General features: G+C 49.2%; 13 protein-coding genes and 1 pseudogene. 7 read left to right on the forward strand and 7 right to left on the reverse strand.

Features of this window, described 5'->3' with window-relative positions; all coding sequences use genetic code 11:
• Nucleotides 1-287: 287 nt before the first annotated feature.
• Nucleotides 288-977 carry a FadR/GntR family transcriptional regulator gene (locus IEV89_RS17600; RefSeq protein WP_188474828.1) on the forward strand — a complete coding sequence of 230 codons (690 nt, stop codon included), beginning with the start codon at nt 288-290 and terminating at the stop codon, nt 975-977.
• On the opposite strand, the gene rbsR is transcribed toward IEV89_RS17600, so the two are convergent.
• The 7 genes and pseudogenes from rbsR to kup all read right to left on the reverse strand — a co-directional run bounded on the left by rbsR (nt 957) and on the right by kup (nt 8,850).
• The gene (gene rbsR, locus IEV89_RS17605; RefSeq protein ID WP_188474829.1) at nt 957-1,970 is read right to left on the reverse strand and encodes a ribose operon transcriptional repressor RbsR; all 1,014 of its coding nucleotides are present in this window, start codon (nt 1,968-1,970) and stop codon (nt 957-959) included. The two genes, IEV89_RS17600 and rbsR, sit on opposite strands and share 21 nt — an antisense overlap.
• Nucleotides 1,971-2,900, reverse strand: a complete 930-nt coding sequence (gene rbsK / locus IEV89_RS17610; protein ID WP_188474830.1) for a ribokinase — start codon at nt 2,898-2,900, stop codon at nt 1,971-1,973.
• A gap of 75 nt (nt 2,901-2,975) precedes the next feature.
• Nucleotides 2,976-3,866, reverse strand: a complete 891-nt coding sequence (rbsB, locus tag IEV89_RS17615) for a ribose ABC transporter substrate-binding protein RbsB (RefSeq protein WP_188474831.1) — start codon at nt 3,864-3,866, stop codon at nt 2,976-2,978.
• Nucleotides 3,867-3,889: 23 nt separating this feature from the next.
• A complete protein-coding gene (gene rbsC / locus IEV89_RS17620) occupies nt 3,890-4,861 on the reverse strand; it encodes a ribose ABC transporter permease (protein ID WP_188474832.1) in 972 nt (323 codons plus the stop codon).
• 6 nt (nt 4,862-4,867) lie between these two features.
• Nucleotides 4,868-6,344, reverse strand: a pseudogene (gene rbsA / locus IEV89_RS17625) (ribose ABC transporter ATP-binding protein RbsA).
• Nucleotides 6,345-6,351: 7 nt separating this feature from the next.
• Entirely contained in the window at nt 6,352-6,771 is a 420-nt protein-coding gene (rbsD, locus tag IEV89_RS17630; protein WP_188474833.1) for a D-ribose pyranase, read from the reverse strand.
• Nucleotides 6,772-6,981: 210 nt separating this feature from the next.
• Nucleotides 6,982-8,850 carry a low affinity potassium transporter Kup gene (gene kup, locus IEV89_RS17635; protein WP_188474834.1) on the reverse strand — a complete coding sequence of 623 codons (1,869 nt, stop codon included), beginning with the start codon at nt 8,848-8,850 and terminating at the stop codon, nt 6,982-6,984.
• Between the two features lie 290 nt (nt 8,851-9,140).
• Between kup and ravA the strand changes: the two genes are divergently transcribed.
• The 6 genes from ravA to rsmG all read left to right on the forward strand — a co-directional run bounded on the left by ravA (nt 9,141) and on the right by rsmG (nt 16,277).
• Complete coding sequence (gene ravA / locus IEV89_RS17640; protein WP_188474835.1) at nt 9,141-10,649, forward strand: ATPase RavA; 1,509 nt, start codon at nt 9,141-9,143, stop codon at nt 10,647-10,649.
• Nucleotides 10,650-10,652: 3 nt separating this feature from the next.
• Nucleotides 10,653-12,122, forward strand: a complete 1,470-nt coding sequence (gene viaA / locus IEV89_RS17645) for an ATPase RavA stimulator ViaA (RefSeq protein WP_188474836.1) — start codon at nt 10,653-10,655, stop codon at nt 12,120-12,122.
• A 138-nt stretch (nt 12,123-12,260) separates the two neighbouring features.
• A complete protein-coding gene (gene asnC / locus IEV89_RS17650) occupies nt 12,261-12,722 on the forward strand; it encodes a transcriptional regulator AsnC (protein ID WP_140475459.1) in 462 nt (153 codons plus the stop codon).
• Nucleotides 12,723-12,811: 89 nt separating this feature from the next.
• Nucleotides 12,812-13,255, forward strand: a complete 444-nt coding sequence (gene mioC, locus IEV89_RS17655) for an FMN-binding protein MioC (RefSeq protein ID WP_188474951.1) — start codon at nt 12,812-12,814, stop codon at nt 13,253-13,255.
• Between the two features lie 379 nt (nt 13,256-13,634).
• A complete protein-coding gene (gene mnmG, locus IEV89_RS17660; protein ID WP_188474837.1) occupies nt 13,635-15,524 on the forward strand; it encodes a tRNA uridine-5-carboxymethylaminomethyl(34) synthesis enzyme MnmG in 1,890 nt (629 codons plus the stop codon).
• A 132-nt stretch (nt 15,525-15,656) separates the two neighbouring features.
• Nucleotides 15,657-16,277, forward strand: a complete 621-nt coding sequence (gene rsmG / locus IEV89_RS17665; protein ID WP_188474838.1) for a 16S rRNA (guanine(527)-N(7))-methyltransferase RsmG — start codon at nt 15,657-15,659, stop codon at nt 16,275-16,277.
• The last annotated feature ends 331 nt before the right edge of the window (nt 16,278-16,608 follow it).

Here is a 16,608-nt window from a genome sequence, read left to right on the forward strand (position 1 = left end):
GCTGAAGAGTCAAGAGATTATTCATTCGAACTTTCATCTTTTCCTCTTCCTGTCCGAGCGACTTGTCAGTCGTTGTTCCCGGTCAGTGGAGGCGCATTATAGGGAGTTCTCAGAAGGCCGCAACCCTTAATTTCAAATAAATTACTGACCGTTCTTTTTTTCAACAAACCGAGTGAATAAGCACAATATTCCCGCACTTTTCGTCTCAAAAGCGCCGTTTGAAGCGACAGCGGTAGGGTAAACTGTTTTTCTATTAGTTAGACCATCGCCTTCCAGGAACAATGACTATGCCCCTCAATGCTCAACAACAGGCCGCCCAGCGTAACCTTTCTTATCTATTAGCAGAGAAAATAGCTCAGCGTATTTTATCCGGGGAATATAACGAAGGCAGTATCCTGCCAGGTGAGATGGAACTGGGTAAGATTTTTGGCGTCAGCCGAACTGCGGTACGTGAAGCCGTCAAGACGCTTACAGCTAAAGGCATGTTATTGCCTCGTCCACGCATTGGTACCCGAGTGATGCCTCAATCAAATTGGAACTTTCTCGACCAAGACCTGCTGAACTGGTGGATGACGCGTGAAAACTTTGATCAGGTGATGTCACACTTTGTTATTTTACGTCGCGCGCTGGAACCCCAAGCCTGTGCTCTCGCCGCTATAGCGGCCAGTGATGAACAGAAACGTCAGCTCTCTTTATATATGATGGAAATGCGACAACTGCATACAAGCTTTGACAGAGAACGCTGGATAAACGTCGACACGCAATTCCACCAGCTGATTTATGAAGCCGGAAAAAACCCATTTCTGACGTCATTCTCTAATCTGTTCAGTTCGGTTTATCAAAGTTACTTCCGTGCCATCACAGGCAACGAGGTGATCAAACTGGAGTATCATCAGGCTCTGGTCGATGCCATCCTGAACAGCGACGCACAAGAAGCGCAGCTAGCCTGCCAACAGCTATTGATTGCCGTTGAATGAACCGACTGATTCACGCACGACCAGTTCAGGGGTCAGAACCAGCACCTGCGGTTCAGCTTCTGGAGCTTGTAAACGATGGAGTAATGCATCAATAGCCAGTTCGCCCAGCGAGTCTTTAGGCTGATGGATAGTTGTGAGCGGTGGCGTCATATATTGCGCCAGTTGGATATCGTCATAGCCTATAACAGCAACATCTTGCGGAACTCGCAGTCCTTTCTTATAGAGAGCCTGATAAACCCCCACAGCCATGGCATCATTACTGGCAAAGACTGCCTGCGGGCGCGGTGAAAGCGCCAACAGCTGGTTCATCGCCGGTACTCCACCCTCGAATTCAAAATCCCCACTGACTTCATATCCAGGTAGAACCGGCAAACCAGCACGATGCATCGCTTGACGGTAACCGTTCAGCCGCTCTTGTGCGGTGGTTTTATCTAGCGGACCGGTGATGCAAGCAATCCGTTGATAGCCTTGGCTTATCAGATAGTCGGTGGCCATCTCCCCGCCCAAGAAGGCATTATCCTGAATGACATCGTTAGCAGCACCAAAAGGCGCCCAATCCATCATCACGATAGGTAATGAAGGATAACGGCTGAGAGCATCCTGCGAAGGGCGGTGGTTTTCAGTACACATTAATAGCAGGCCATCGACACGCTTTTGCAGCAACGTTTCCATACTGCGGTTCATACGTTCTGCATCGCCATCCGTATTGCACAGAATCAAACTATAGCCACGCTCATAACAGCTGCGTTCAACCCCACGCACGACTTCTGAATAGAAAGGGTTGCTGCTGGCGGTCAGCAACATTCCAATGGTACGGGTTTGATTAAGTTTGAGGCTACGAGCCAGCGCCGAGGGAGCATAATTGAGACTATCAATGGCAGTCGTCACTTTGTCGCGGATAACGTCGCTGACAAAACGATTGTTATTAATCACATGAGAGACCGTGGAGGTTGAAACGCCCGCCAGGCGGGCGACATCTTTCATGGTAGCCAATCAGGACTCCTGACGAGCTAAGAAATCATCGATTTCGTGACGCCATGGCACTGAAGGTTGTGCACCTGGACGGGTTACTGCAATTGCGGCGGCGGCGTGAGCAAAACGCACGGCGCTTTCCATCAATTTGCCCTCTAGCAAAGACGTGACTAACGCACCATTAAAGGTGTCGCCGGCAGCAATCGTATCTATTGCTTTGACGCGGAAACCGACGATCTGTTTACCCTCACCTTTCTGACTGAGCCAAACGCCTTTGCTGCCCAGCGTGATAATGACGGTATCGATGCCTTTCTCATGCAGCACTTTCGCAGCGCGCGCGGCATCATCATTGTTATTGACCTGAACGCCGGTCAGACGCTCGGCTTCGGTCTCATTGGGGGTGATAATATCTACCAGCGACAACAGCTCCGCCGGTAAATCACAGGCCGGAGCCGGATTGAGGATCACCTGGGTATTATGTTGTTTCGCCAGTTTGGCGGCAGCGATAACCGTTTCCAGTGGTGATTCCAGCTGCATCAGTAAAGCTGATGCCTCGATAATATTCTGTTGGTAACGATTCAGGTACTCAGGAGTCACCGCTTTATTAGCGCCGGCATCAATGCCGATAACATTTTCACCTTCAGCATTCACAAAAATCAACGCAACACCGGTCGTGGCACCCGAGATGGCTTCAACAGGAGACGTATCAATGTCGTCACTCGCGAGCTGTTTGCAAACGCGCTCACCAATATCATCCTCCCCGACACAGGCAATAAACGAAATATCGGCACCAGCACGACCGGCAGCCACGGCTTGATTCGCACCTTTGCCACCAAACGCCACGGTATATTGTTTGCCGATCACGGTTTCGCCAGGCTGGGGGAATTGTTCGATATTAAGAATATGGTCGGCATTGATACTGCCAAGAACTACCAGTTTACCTGTATCCATTTTCATTTCCTGAGTCATATTACGCCACCCATTCCATTAAGGGTGGCGTAGATACTGCCAATAAAAACCGTAAAATTAAGGCTGGGCAACCAATTTCAGATCAACCGGAATGATGGCAGGTACTTTCTCGCCTTTCAGCACTTTATCCGCGGTCTGTACGCCAATCACACCAATTTGATCAGGACGTTGCGCGACTGTAGCCCCCATTTTACCGCTGTTAACCGCTTTGATGCCGTCTTCAGTGCCGTCAAAACCGACCACCAACACATCTGTTTTACCGGCGGTTTGCAGAGCACGCAAAGCGCCCAGCGCCATTTCGTCATTCTGCGCGAACACCGCTTGCACGTCAGGATGTGCAGTCAGCAAGTTCTGCATAACGTTGAGGCCTTTAGTACGGTCGAAGTCAGCAGGCTGAGTCGCGAGCATCACGAAATGATGTTTTTCAGCAGATTGTGCAAAACCTTTACCACGTTCACGGGCAACCGACGTACCAGCAATGCCTTCCAGTTCGATAACTTTAGCGTTTTCGCCGAGTTTCTTGGCGATGTAATCACCGGCCATTTTACCACCGAAGACATTATCCGATGCAACATGGCTGACAACGACACCTTTGGTCGCCTGACGGTCTAAAGTAATAACAGGGATCTTAGCCTGATTGGCCATCGCCACGGCGTTACCTACTGCATCAGAGTCCGTTGGGTTGATCAACAGCAGTTTGGTGCCGCGTACGGTCAAGTCCTGCACGTTTGCCAGCTCTTTCGCCGGGTTGTTCTGCGAATCCAACACCACCAGGTTGTAGCCCAGTTTGTCAGCTTCTTTCTGTGCACCGTCTTTCATCGAAACAAAGAACGGGTTATTCAGCGTAGAAACCACCAGAGCGATAGTGTCTTTTGCCAGCACGTTGGCACTGAACGAAGCGGTAATCGCTGCGGCGGAAACCCAAACTGCCAGTTTTTTCATATTCATGGTCATAATTCCTGTAGGAGAGATTATTTGTTGCTTTTGTTATCTACCAAAACCGCCAGCAGAATGACGACTGCTTTGACGATCATTTGGTAGTAGGAGGAGACACCTAATAAATTCAAACCGTTATTCAGGAAACCGAGGATCAGCGCACCGACCAACGTTCCGACAATACGTCCTTTACCACCTGACAGGCTGGTTCCTCCCAAAACAACAGCGGCAATTGCGTCCAGCTCGTAACCGGTACCGGCCGTCGGTTGCGCAGAAGACAAACGCGCCACTTCAATAATGCCAGCCAAAGCCGCTAATAGACCGCAAAGGGAGTAGACGATAATTTTTACTTTATCAACGCTGATACCAGACAAACGCGTAGCGGATTCATTACCGCCCAACGCATAGATATAGCGACCTAAACGGGTGTGATGCAGCATGTACCAGGCCGCAGCAAACACCACTACCATCAGCCAGACAGGTGTGGGAACACCAAGCGGGCGACCAATACCAAACCAGCCAAAAGTATCTGCGACATCATTGAAACCGGTACTTATCGGGCTACCATTGGTGTAAACCATAGTGACCCCGCGCAACAGCAACATCATCACCAAGGTGGCGATAAATGCCTGAACTTTACCTTTGGCGACAATGATCCCGGTTATGGCGCCAACCCCAGCCCCCACCGCCAAGGCTGCCGCCACAGCCACCAGCGCATTCACTTCCAACCCGACCACCGAAGCCGCAACCGCGCCGGAAAGCGCCAGAAGAGAACCCACTGACAAATCAATACCCGATGTCAGAATCACCAGCGTCATACCTACGGCCATAATGGCGTTGACGGACGTCTGTTGAAGAATATTGAACAGGTTATTCACCGTGAAGAAATTCGGGCTCATCGAAGAGACCACGGCAATCAGCACCAGCAGCGCAATCAGCGATTTCTGCTCTAATAACCATTCTTTAGTGATCCAGCGTTTTTTCGCCGGCAATGTCTGAGAACTCATAGTTGATTACTCCTGCGTCACGCTGTATTGCTTGCCGACAGCGGCTGCCATCAACACTTCTTGCGTTGCCTGTTCTATCGGGAATTCACCGCTTAAATGGCCTTCATGCATCACCAGAATCCTATCACTCATACCAATCACTTCCGGCATTTCAGAGGAAACCAAAATGATGCTCAACCCATCGCGCTTGAACTGGTTTATAAGCTGGTAAATCTCTTTCTTAGCACCGACGTCGACGCCACGCGTCGGTTCGTCGAGGATCAATATTTTCGGACGAGTCATTAGTACCACCAGACAACAACCCAATAGGCTGCATCATTGAGGGGGTTTTGATATTAAACATGCGGATGAAATCACCTACAGCCTGCTGCTCGTCAGCATGTTTGAGGCTACCGCCCGCACGGCTGAAATAGCGCAACGCCGTCAGTGACATATTGTCTTTGACCGACATCCCGAGAACGAGACCATCGCGCTTACGGTCCTCTGAGATATAAACAATACCGTTCGCCAGGCCGTCCTGAGGTGAGTGAGTCACCACTTCACGGCCATCAAGAGCGACATAGCCTGTTTTACGCGGCAGCGCGCCGTATAAAATTTTCATCAGTTCGGTGCGTCCTGCCCCCATCAAACCGGACACACCGAGAATTTCGCCACTGTATAAATTAAAACTCACATCTTCAACGCCAGGACCGGAAACATTACGCACCTGCAAACGCAGCGCTCCACGTTCCTGACTCAGACGGGGATACTGCTCTTCAAGCTTGCGGCCCACCATCATTTCAATCAGGGTATCTTCCTGCAATTCGTTGACCGGGCGTTCGGCAATGAACTGGCCGTCACGGAATACGGTGATGTCATCGCAGATTTCAAAAATCTCTCTCAGCCGATGCGAAATATAGACCACACCGCAACCCGCAGATTTCAATTCACGGATCACGTTAAACAAAGAGGCGGTTTCGGTATCGGTTAACGCATCGGTAGGCTCATCCATGATGATGACGCGCGATTCAAAGCTCAGCACTTTGGCAATTTCAACCATTTGCTGGTCGCCTATCGACAATTCGCCGACCAGTCGATGACTGCTATAGCTCAGATTCAGACGGGCGAGCAGTTTGTCAGCTTCGGCATACATCTTCTTCCAGTTGATGCGTCCAAAACCATTAACGAATTCCCGGCCAAGGAAGATGTTTTCGGCGATGGTTAATTGAGGGATCAGGTTGAGTTCCTGATGGATGATACCAATGCCGGCTTCCTGCGAGGCTTTAGGGCCATTGAACGCCGCTTCCTTTCCGAGGTAATGGACTGAACCGGCATCTTTTTGATAGATGCCGGTTAGTACTTTCATCATCGTGGACTTGCCCGCGCCGTTTTCACCCACCAGCGCCATAACCCGTCCCGGGTAGACGCTCAACGCCGCCCCGGAAAGTGCTTTTACGCCAGGAAACGCTTTATCAATCCCTGTCAGTTGCAGCAAAGGTTGCATAAAGGCCTCAGAAGGTTACGCCGGCACACAGAATAATGTTCGCGTAGGGCGAGCACTCCCCGCTGCGGATAACCGCCCGGCTTTGTTCAGTTTGTACCTTGAAAGCATCATGGCTGATGTAATCCAAGGTGATTGTGTTTCCCTGGTGTTGCTCAAGTTGTTTCAACTGCGCGAGTAACGCTTCATGGAGTTGAGGATTCTTTTCGATGATCTCCCCGGCGAGTATCGCCCGCTCAACCTGCATCTCATGTGTCACAACCTTTAAAACCTGTAAAAAGGTGGGAACACCCGCAGTCAGCGCCAGATCGATGCGTTGGGAAGATGGGGGTATCGGTAAACCCGCATCCGCAATAACCAGCTGATCGGTGTGACCTAACTTGGCAATGGTATGTGAGATTTCGGCATTCAAAAGCGGTGATTTCTTCATGGTTAGCTCCAACAGCGAAACGTTTCGCTCATTGATGAGTTTAGGAAGATGTAGAAATCTGGCAATGGTCTTGTGGCGAAATTGTGATCGTCGTCGAAACGTTTCGCTGACACATTGAGAAAAGAGCGGATAATTTGAGTTAGTGCGTTTTTTAGGCTTTTAGAAATGCAAAAGGGCACCAGAAGGTGCCCTCAGCCATCTTGTCAAAAATCAGATTTCGACTTGGGTTCCCAGTTCAATAACCCGGTTCGGTGGAATTTCAAACTGGTCCGGCGCACGCAGTGCATTGCGGCTCAAGGTCATAAACAGTTTCCCACGCAAATAGAGATACCAAGGACGCTTAGCAAGGATCAGTGACTCATGGGACATAAAGAACGAAGTTTCCATCATTCGGCACGGCAAGCCTTCCAGTCCACAACGATGGAAGACCTCCTCCACGTTCGGAGTCTCTTTGAAACCGTAGCTGGCAACCACTCGCCAGAAGGTCGGCGATAGCTGTTCGATAGTGACACGCCGGACATTATGAACATAAGGTGCATCTTCAGTACGCAGCGTCAGTAACACCACTCGCTCATGCAACACTTTGTTGTGCTTGAGGTTATGTAACAGTGCAAACGGGATGATGTTGATCGCACGCGACATGTAAACCGCGGTGCCCGGAACGCGCATCGGAGGAGATTTCTCTAGCGAGGCGATCATCGCTTCTAACGAGTTTCCGTGTTCATGCATACGCCGCATAAGTCTGAAACGCTCGCTTTTCCAGGTCGTCATGATAATAAACATACACAAGCCAAGCGTCAGCGGTAACCAGCCACCGGAGAACAGTTTAGTGGCATTCGCAGCAAACATTGGCACGTCGATAAGGAGAAGCACAACTAATAAAATACCCACCAGGAAGGGTTTCCAGTGCCAGTTTTTCAGCGCAACGGCACAGGCAAGAATACTGGTCAGCACCATCGTACCCGTTACAGCAATACCGTAAGCCGCCGCCAGATTACCAGAATGCTCGAAGCTGGCAATAACGATTACCACAGCGATATAGAGCGTCCAGTTAATGACCGGGATATAAATCTGGCCTGCTTCCATTTCCGAGGTGTGGATAATGCGCATCGGAGGTAAATAGCCCAGTCGCACAGCCTGACGCGTCAGGGAGAACACGCCGGAAATCACAGCCTGAGATGCAATGATGGTCGCTAACGTCGCTAAGACCAGTAAAGGAATTAACGCCCAGTCAGGTGCCAGCAGGAAAAAAGGGTTTTTGATAGCTTCCGGGTTCTTCAGCAGCAGCGCGCCTTGACCGAAATAGTTCAGCACCAGAGACGGCAATACCACCGTGAACCATGCCAGACGGATAGGGAATTTCCCAAAGTGGCCCATATCGGCATATAAGGCTTCCACACCGGTAATCGACAGAACGACAGCGCCGAGTGCCAGGAACGAGAAGGATTTATGTTCGATAAAGAAATTAACCGCCCACATTGGGTTCATCGCGCGCAAGACTTCAGGGTTCTGCATGATGCTATTCACGCCGAGAACAGCGAGCGTCAGGAACCACAGCAGCATCACAGGAGCGAAGAGTTTACCCACGATACCGGTACCGTGTTTCTGAATAATGAAAAGCAGTGTCAGGACAGTAATCGATAGAGGAACGATATAAGGGTCAAGCGAAGGCGCAGCAATCTCAAGGCCTTCCATCGCGGACAGGACCGAAATCGCCGGCGTGATCACCACTTCACCATAGAAGAAACTGCCACCGATCAATCCCAGAATGACCAGTATGGCGGTGTTTCTGGAGGAGGTATTTCTACCTGCCAGTGACATCAGCGTCAGGATACCGCCCTCACCGGCATTGTCTGCGCGCATCACAAAAGTGAGGTATTTCAGCGAGACAATGAGGATCAGCATCCAGAATATTAGCGACAGAAAGCCGAAAACAACGCTGGGTTCAACATTGAAGCCATAGTGGCCGGAAAAACACTCTCTAAGGGTATAAAGAGGACTGGTGCCAATATCGCCATACACTACGCCAATGGCGGCTAAGGTTACTGCCGGGAGTGACCGTTTATGTTCTGTGCTCATAATTGGGTTCTTATGCTGCTCTTTTATGACAAAGAATTCTGTAAGCGAAAAGGTACGCTCAATCCTTGATGCCCACTAAACGGCGCACAGTATGCACGAATAAAACAGATTGCCTATCCTTATATGAGCTAAGAAATACAGACTCAGGCAATAGATGTGGTAATTTTCATAATAGAAAATTTCTAGTAATCAACAAGCTATATCACTAAAAAAAGCATGGTTTATTATCCCTGCTCAGTCCACTATTCATTCATTTATGTCATCAATTTAACGAAAGCGGAAGACTCAGTATGGCCTATTCTCCCCTACTTGCAGAACGGATTGCCCGTCTTGCCAACGCGCTAGAACACGGCTTGTATGAGCGTCAACATGCTATACGTCTATGCCTTTTGGCCGCGTTGTGTGGCGAAAGTGTATTTCTACTTGGGCCACCAGGTATCGCCAAAAGCCTGATCGCTCGCCGCCTGAAATTTGCTTTCCGCAATGCACGCGCATTTGAATACCTGATGACCCGCTTTTCCACGCCGGAAGAGGTGTTCGGCCCATTGTCTATTCAAGCGCTGAAAGATGAAGGGCGCTATCTACGCCTGACACAAGGCTACCTGCCGGAAGCCGAAATCGTCTTTCTGGATGAGATATGGAAAGCCGGTCCGGCCATTTTGAATACCTTGCTAACCGCCATCAACGAGCGGCGTTTCCGCAACGGCGAACGTGAAGAGACCATTCCGCTGCGTCTGCTGGTCAGCGCATCCAATGAACTGCCTGAAGCAGATGGCAGTCTGGAAGCACTCTACGACCGCATGCTAATCCGCCTGTGGCTGGATAAAGTCCAGGATAAGCAGAATTTCCACTCATTACTCACCACGCGCCAGAATGAAAGTGCCAATCCGGTGCCCGAAGCACTGAGTATCAGTGACGAGGAGTATCAGCAATGGCAGCCGAAAATTGATAAAATCACCCTATCCGAACACTGTTTTGAATTAATTTTCCAACTGCGCCAGCGGCTGAACGCACTAGAAACAGCACCTTACGTCTCCGATCGTCGCTGGAAAAAAGCCTTACGCCTGTTGCAGGCATGTGCCTTCTTTAGTGGTCGTCAGGCCATCACTCCGGTCGATTTGATCCTGCTGAAAGATTGTTTATGGCATGACCTGAACACCTATCAACTTTTGCAGACGCAAATTGAACAGATGATCACCGAACAGGCCTACCAGCAGCAGACATTATTGATGAAGCTACGCCAATTGAATCAGGAATGGATGCAATATCAACAGCAACAGAGCTCCCGCCAGTCGCTTAAAATGAGCAAAAAAGTCGGCATCTTCAGCCGCAAGCCACAGTACAACCTGCCAGACTCACTTTCGGCCCCACACCTGACCTTATTATTGCAAATGCCTCTGCATCTGCATGATATCAGTGTCTCTCATTTAGTCGTGGAACGACCGGTGCTGGAGGAGTGGCTTAATAAAGGTGGCGTGCTGAAAGCAAAACTCAACGGTATGGGGTTTGCACAAAATATTGATGCTGAAGTCGATGAAAAATTACAGCTGGTGGTACGGGATATCAGCCGCCTGGCAACGCCGCTGACGCTGCCAGGCAAAGAAAATATTGCCGTACCTGCTGAGATGAAAAGTACCCTCGAAGGGATTACGGCCAAACTCAATCAACAACGGCATGAATTCAGCCAACAACAGGGCTGTCTCTTTATTGAGGCTACCTGGGCTGCAAAAATTGAAGCGAGCCTGGTTGCTGTCTCCGAACAGTTGATTCATCAGCAACAGCTGTTCAGTGGGCACTGACCGATGCTCAGTCTGGAATCTCTCGATCTTTTACTGTCGATCAGCGAAGGCGAACTGATCGACGAATTGATCATTGGTTTATTAGCGACACCACAGTTGGTGATTTTCTTCGAGAAATTCCCTCGACTTAAACGAGCGCTGACCAAGGATCTCTCTGAGTGGAAATTTCGCCTGCGCCAGAGGATCCATGAAGCCGCGGTCCCGCCCGATCTGGCCACAGAGTTCTATCTTTATCAGCATTGCCAACAGATAGATGCTGCCACTTTTCAGTCTGAACTGGCTGCGCTGGTGGATTCACTCGATACACTGAGCTCTCCTTTTATTACTGAAGCCCGCAAACTGCAAAAAAATGCCGATGAGACGCGCAGCCCGCAAACAGGAAACAGCTTTCACACGCTATTTCTGCAGCGCTGGCGGTTGAGCCTGACTTTCCAGACGGTGACCGTTCATCATCATCTGCTTGAGCAGGAACAAGAACAACTGCAGGAGGAATTACAACAGCGATTGGAACTGAGCGGCAAACTCTCGCCCTTATTAGCCGAAAATGATGCGGCCGCAGGACGTCTCTGGGACATGAGTAAAGGGCAGCGCCAGCGCGGTGAAGTGCAATCATTGGCACGTTATGGCAGTTTTTTGCAGCAACAACCTGAACTGCAAAGGCTGGCTGAGCAACTTGGGCGCAGCCAGAAGGCCAAAACCAGCCCACATGATGATACAAAAATGGTGGAGCATCGGCTAATGGTGCGTGAGCCCGCCACGGTCCCAGAAGAGGTCAATGGCATCCATCAAAGTGATGACATTTTGCGCCTGATGCCAACCGAGCTCGGCACACTAGGTATCCCTGAATTGGAGTATGAATTTTATCGGAAATTACTGGAAAAACGCCTGATGACTTATCGCCTGCAGGGCGACGTTTGGCGGGAAAAAGTGGTTAAACGCCCGATAACGCATCAGCAGCAGGAACCACAACCGCGCGGGCCGTTTGTGGTCTGTGTGGATACATCAGGATCGATGGGTGGGTTCAACGAACAGTGCGCCAAGGCGTTCTGTCTTGCGCTGCTGAGGATCGCGTTGGCGGATAACCGCCGCTGCTACATCATGTTATTTGCCAGTGAAGTCATTCATTACGAGCTGACCTCTTCCAGTGGTCTCGAGCAGGCACTGCGTTTTCTCGGCCAGCATTTTCGCGGAGGGACTGATCTGACAGCCTGCCTGAATGCTACCCTGGATAAACTCTCTTCGCCGGAATGGCAAGATGCAGATGCCGTGATCATTTCCGACTTTATCGCTCAAAGGCTTCCGGAGGAGGTTAAGAAAAGAGTGAAAAAGTTGCAGCAAGATAAACATCACCGCTTTCATGCACTGGCCATGTCGCAGTATGGCAAGCCCGCGATCATGCGTATTTTCGACCATATCTGGCGCTTTGATACCGGAATGAAAAGCCGCGTCCAGCGTCGCTGGCAGCGTTCCTAAATCTGCTGATGGAAAAATCCCTACCATCAATAAAATCCTCGTTATACCTAACATTTAATAATAAATGTTGCCTGGAAATTATTATTCCCTCATTTTTAGGGTGAAATGATCACGAAATAGGAATAACTGAGGACAAAAATGACCGAAATTTATCAGATCGATAATCTCGATCGCGCCATTCTTAACGCCCTGATGGAAAATGCCCGTACGGCCTACGCCGAACTCGCGAAGGTGTTTGCCGTCAGTCCCGGCACTATTCACGTTCGGGTAGAGAAAATGAAGCAGGCGGGGATCATTACCGGTGCCAACGTCACGGTGAATCCGAAGCAATTGGGCTATGACGTGTGCTGCTTTATCGGCATTATTCTCAAAAGTGCCAAAGATTATCCTTCCGCGCTAAAAAAACTGGAAAGCATTGAAGAAGTGGTAGAAGCCTATTACACCACAGGGCATTACAGTATCTTTATTAAGATAATGTGCCGTTCTATCGATTCGCTACAACACGTACTTATCAACAAGATCCAAACCATTGATGAGATCCAGTCTACAGAGACCCTAATCTCCCTGCAGAACCCCATTATGCGGACCATCAAGCCATAACAGCCAATTTCTATACCCCTATTATCCACAGGTAGATCCCAGCTGATTCACAGCGTACAATGCCGTTTCTTTTATCGGGTGAGAGCATGATGTCTGATATTACCCTGATTAGTGGAAGTACACTTGGTAGTGCTGAATATGTGGCAGAACATGTCGCAGATAAATTAGAAGATGCGGGTTTCAGCACGCAGATGTTTCATGGTCCTGAGCTGTATGAGGTGCCAACTGAAGGCATTTGGCTGGTGGTGTGTTCAACACACGGTGCCGGTGAGGTTCCCGATAATCTTCAACCTTTCATGGAACAGTTGGAAGAGCAGCAGCCGGATCTATCAAAAGTCCGTTTCGGTGCTCTGGGGTTAGGCAGCAGTGAATACGATACGTTTTGCGGTGCGATCCGATCTTTGGATCAAAAACTGACCTCGTTAGGGGCAAAACGCATAGGGGATCGCATGGAGATCGACGTGACTCAACATGAGATTCCTGAGGATCCTGCTGAGATTTGGGTGTTCGACTGGATTGATTTAGTCAAATAAGTGTAAATTTCAAGCGATCAGATGTGGATAACTATGCTTATAAGCAGGGTAAAACCAGTAGTTATCCCTCTAACAACCGATGGTAGCAATTCATGCTGTGCATAACTCTCTATTTTGATCCCAGCTTATACTGAACAGGATCACCGATCATTCACAGCATTCGATCGTTAGTAGTGCCTTGATCCTTATCGAGAATAATCACTTATGCACAGAGGATCGCGATCTTAATAGAAGTAATAGTAAGAGATCTTTAAATAAAAAAGATCTTCTTTTAATTAGTGACGATCCCCCGGGACTTGTGGAACCTCTAAACTTGAGTAGAATCCTTCATCCCAACACCACACATCATTTCATCGCATGAACTCCGAGGTGCAGTACCATGTTTTATCCGGAACAATTTGACGTCATCATCATCGGTGGAGGCCATGCGGGCACAGAAGCCGCGATGGCTTCTGCAAGAATGGGACGTCAGACCCTGTTATTGACCCACAATATCGACACGCTTGGGCAAATGTCGTGTAACCCTGCTATTGGCGGGATCGGGAAAGGACATCTGGTTAAAGAAGTGGATGCACTCGGTGGATTAATGGCCACCGCCATTGATCATGCAGGGATACAGTTTAGGATACTAAACGCCAGTAAAGGCCCGGCAGTTCGTGCGACACGTGCCCAGGCTGACCGCGTACTGTATCGACAAGCGATCCGCACTGCACTGGAAAACCAGCCGAACCTCATGATCTTCCAACAGCCCGTTGAAGATCTGATCATGGAAAACGATCGTGTTGTTGGTGCAGTGACACAAATGGGTCTTAAATTCCGTGCCAAGGCCGTTGTACTGACCGTCGGTACTTTCCTGGATGGTAAGATCCACATCGGTCTTGAAAATTACAGCGGTGGCCGTGCAGGTGATCCTCCTGCTATCTCGCTTTCACAGCGTTTGCGTGAACTGCCACTGCGTGTCAATCGCCTCAAAACCGGTACACCGCCGCGAATTGACGCACGCTCCATCGATTTCAGTTGCCTTGCGCCACAGCACGGTGACAATCCAGCACCCGTATTCTCTTTCATGGGCAATGTGTCGCAACATCCGCGCCAGATCCCGTGTTACATGACCTATACCAATGAAAAAACGCATGATGTGATCCGCAGTAATCTGGATCGTAGCCCGATGTATGCCGGAATAATCGAAGGGATCGGCCCACGTTACTGTCCGTCGATCGAAGATAAAGTCATGCGTTTTGCCGATCGCACTTCTCACCAGATCTTCCTGGAACCTGAAGGTTTGACGAGTAACGAAGTTTATCCAAACGGGATCTCCACCAGCTTGCCTTTTGACGTACAGATAAAGATCGTGCGTTCAATGCAGGGTTTGGAAAATGCGGTGATCGTTCGCCCAGGCTATGCGATTGAGTATGATTTCTTTGACCCACGTGACTTAAAACCAACCCTGGAGAGCAAGTTTATTCCAGGTTTATTCTTCGCAGGCCAGATCAACGGCACCACAGGCTATGAAGAAGCTGCGGCACAAGGGTTACTGGCTGGTCTGAATGCTGCTCGTCATGCATCAGAGCAAGAAGGATGGGCACCACGCCGTGATCAGGCTTATCTGGGAGTTCTGGTCGACGACCTCTGTACTCTTGGAACCAAAGAGCCCTACCGCATGTTTACGTCACGTGCTGAATACCGACTGATGCTGCGTGAAGACAATGCTGATTTGCGACTGACTGAAAAAGGTCGTGAGCTGGGTCTGGTTGATGACGCACGCTGGGCCCGTTTCAATCAAAAACTGGAAATGATTGAACAAGAACGTCAGCGTCTGCGAGGTATTTGGATTAATCCGCGTTCTGAGCAGGTAGAGCAAGTCAATGCTGCGCTTTCAGCTCCGCTTTCGAAAGAAGCCAGTGCTGAAGAGTTGCTACGTCGTCCTGAAATGACTTATGCGCTGTTAACCAGTCTTACACCGTTTACACCGCCAGTACCTGATGTTCAGGCTGCTGAGCAGGTGGAGATCCAGGTTAAATACGAAGGATATATTGCCAGGCAACAGGACGAGATCGAAAAACAGCAGCGTAACGAAAATACGTTGTTACCGCTGGATCTTGATTACCGCCAGGTCAACGGCTTGTCGAATGAAGTGATCGCTAAACTTAACGATCACAAACCGACGTCAATCGGCCAAGCGACACGTATCTCAGGCATTACCCCCGCAGCCATTTCTATTTTGTTAATCTGGTTGAAAAAACAGGGTCTGCTGCGTCGCAGCGCCTGAATTATCTCCGCTTCTGGCCGCTGAATGATTTCTATTCGGCGGCTAAATCAATCTTTTCCCGTCTGGCAGACTGTTTTATTATTACCGTTCCGGACTTCTCCGGAGCTTCGTTTTCGTTAGAGGACCTCAATAGTGCATAAGAAATTAGACTCGCTGCTTGCTGCGGCAGAATTAACGCTACCCGATCAGCAAAAACAGCAGTTAGTCGCATACATAGAGATGCTGCACAAGTGGAATAAGGCCTATAACCTCACCTCTGTCCGTGATCCCATGCAAATGCTGGTGCGTCACATCATGGACAGTATCGTCGTTAACGCTCACCTGTCCGGTTCACGCTTTATTGATGTCGGCACTGGGCCCGGCTTACCCGGTATTCCGCTGGCTATCGTGCGTCCTGATTCGCACTTCACTCTGTTGGACAGCTTAGGCAAGCGTATACGCTTCCTACGCCAGGTGCAGCATGAACTGGGACTGACCAATATTGAGCCTGTGCAAAGCCGCGTCGAAGAGTTCATCCCTGAACGGCCTTTCGATGGTGTTATTAGCCGAGCCTTTGCCTCGCTGCAGGACATGATCTCCTGGTGCCATCACTTGCCCGCAAAAGGTCAGGGACATTTTTATGCCCTCAAAGGTGTCCGCCCTCATGATGAACTTGATTTACTTGGGCCAGGTGTTGTGTTGGAAGGGATAGTAAAACTACGAGTGCCAGAACTTGATGGAGAACGCCATTTGGTGATTCTTAAAGCGAACTAAGTTTGCGGTGAGTCAATAAATCTTCAGAATTCAAATGTGTGTTAAACGTAAAATAAGCACGCTAATTAAATTAATGTCATGCTTATTAATTCACCTGATTCTTACATCTTGATAGCAATTCAATGACCTTTGCTATTTAATCAGGTCCGAAATAGAGACTTTTGAGATTAGATTGCTCTTCTCTCCGCATTAATCAATATGTAATGAAAATGTTGTTGTTTGTTGGGTTGTTGTTTCGTATTCGTTTCGTTATTTGGAATTTTGCTTTAATAATCAATCTTATTTATTTATCTTTTTGATTATTAAGGTTTTTAAAAGGCTTCTTTAGCTT

The sequence above is a fragment of the Hafnia psychrotolerans genome (assembly GCF_014639435.1).
GTDB lineage: Bacteria > Pseudomonadota > Gammaproteobacteria > Enterobacterales > Enterobacteriaceae > Ewingella > Ewingella psychrotolerans.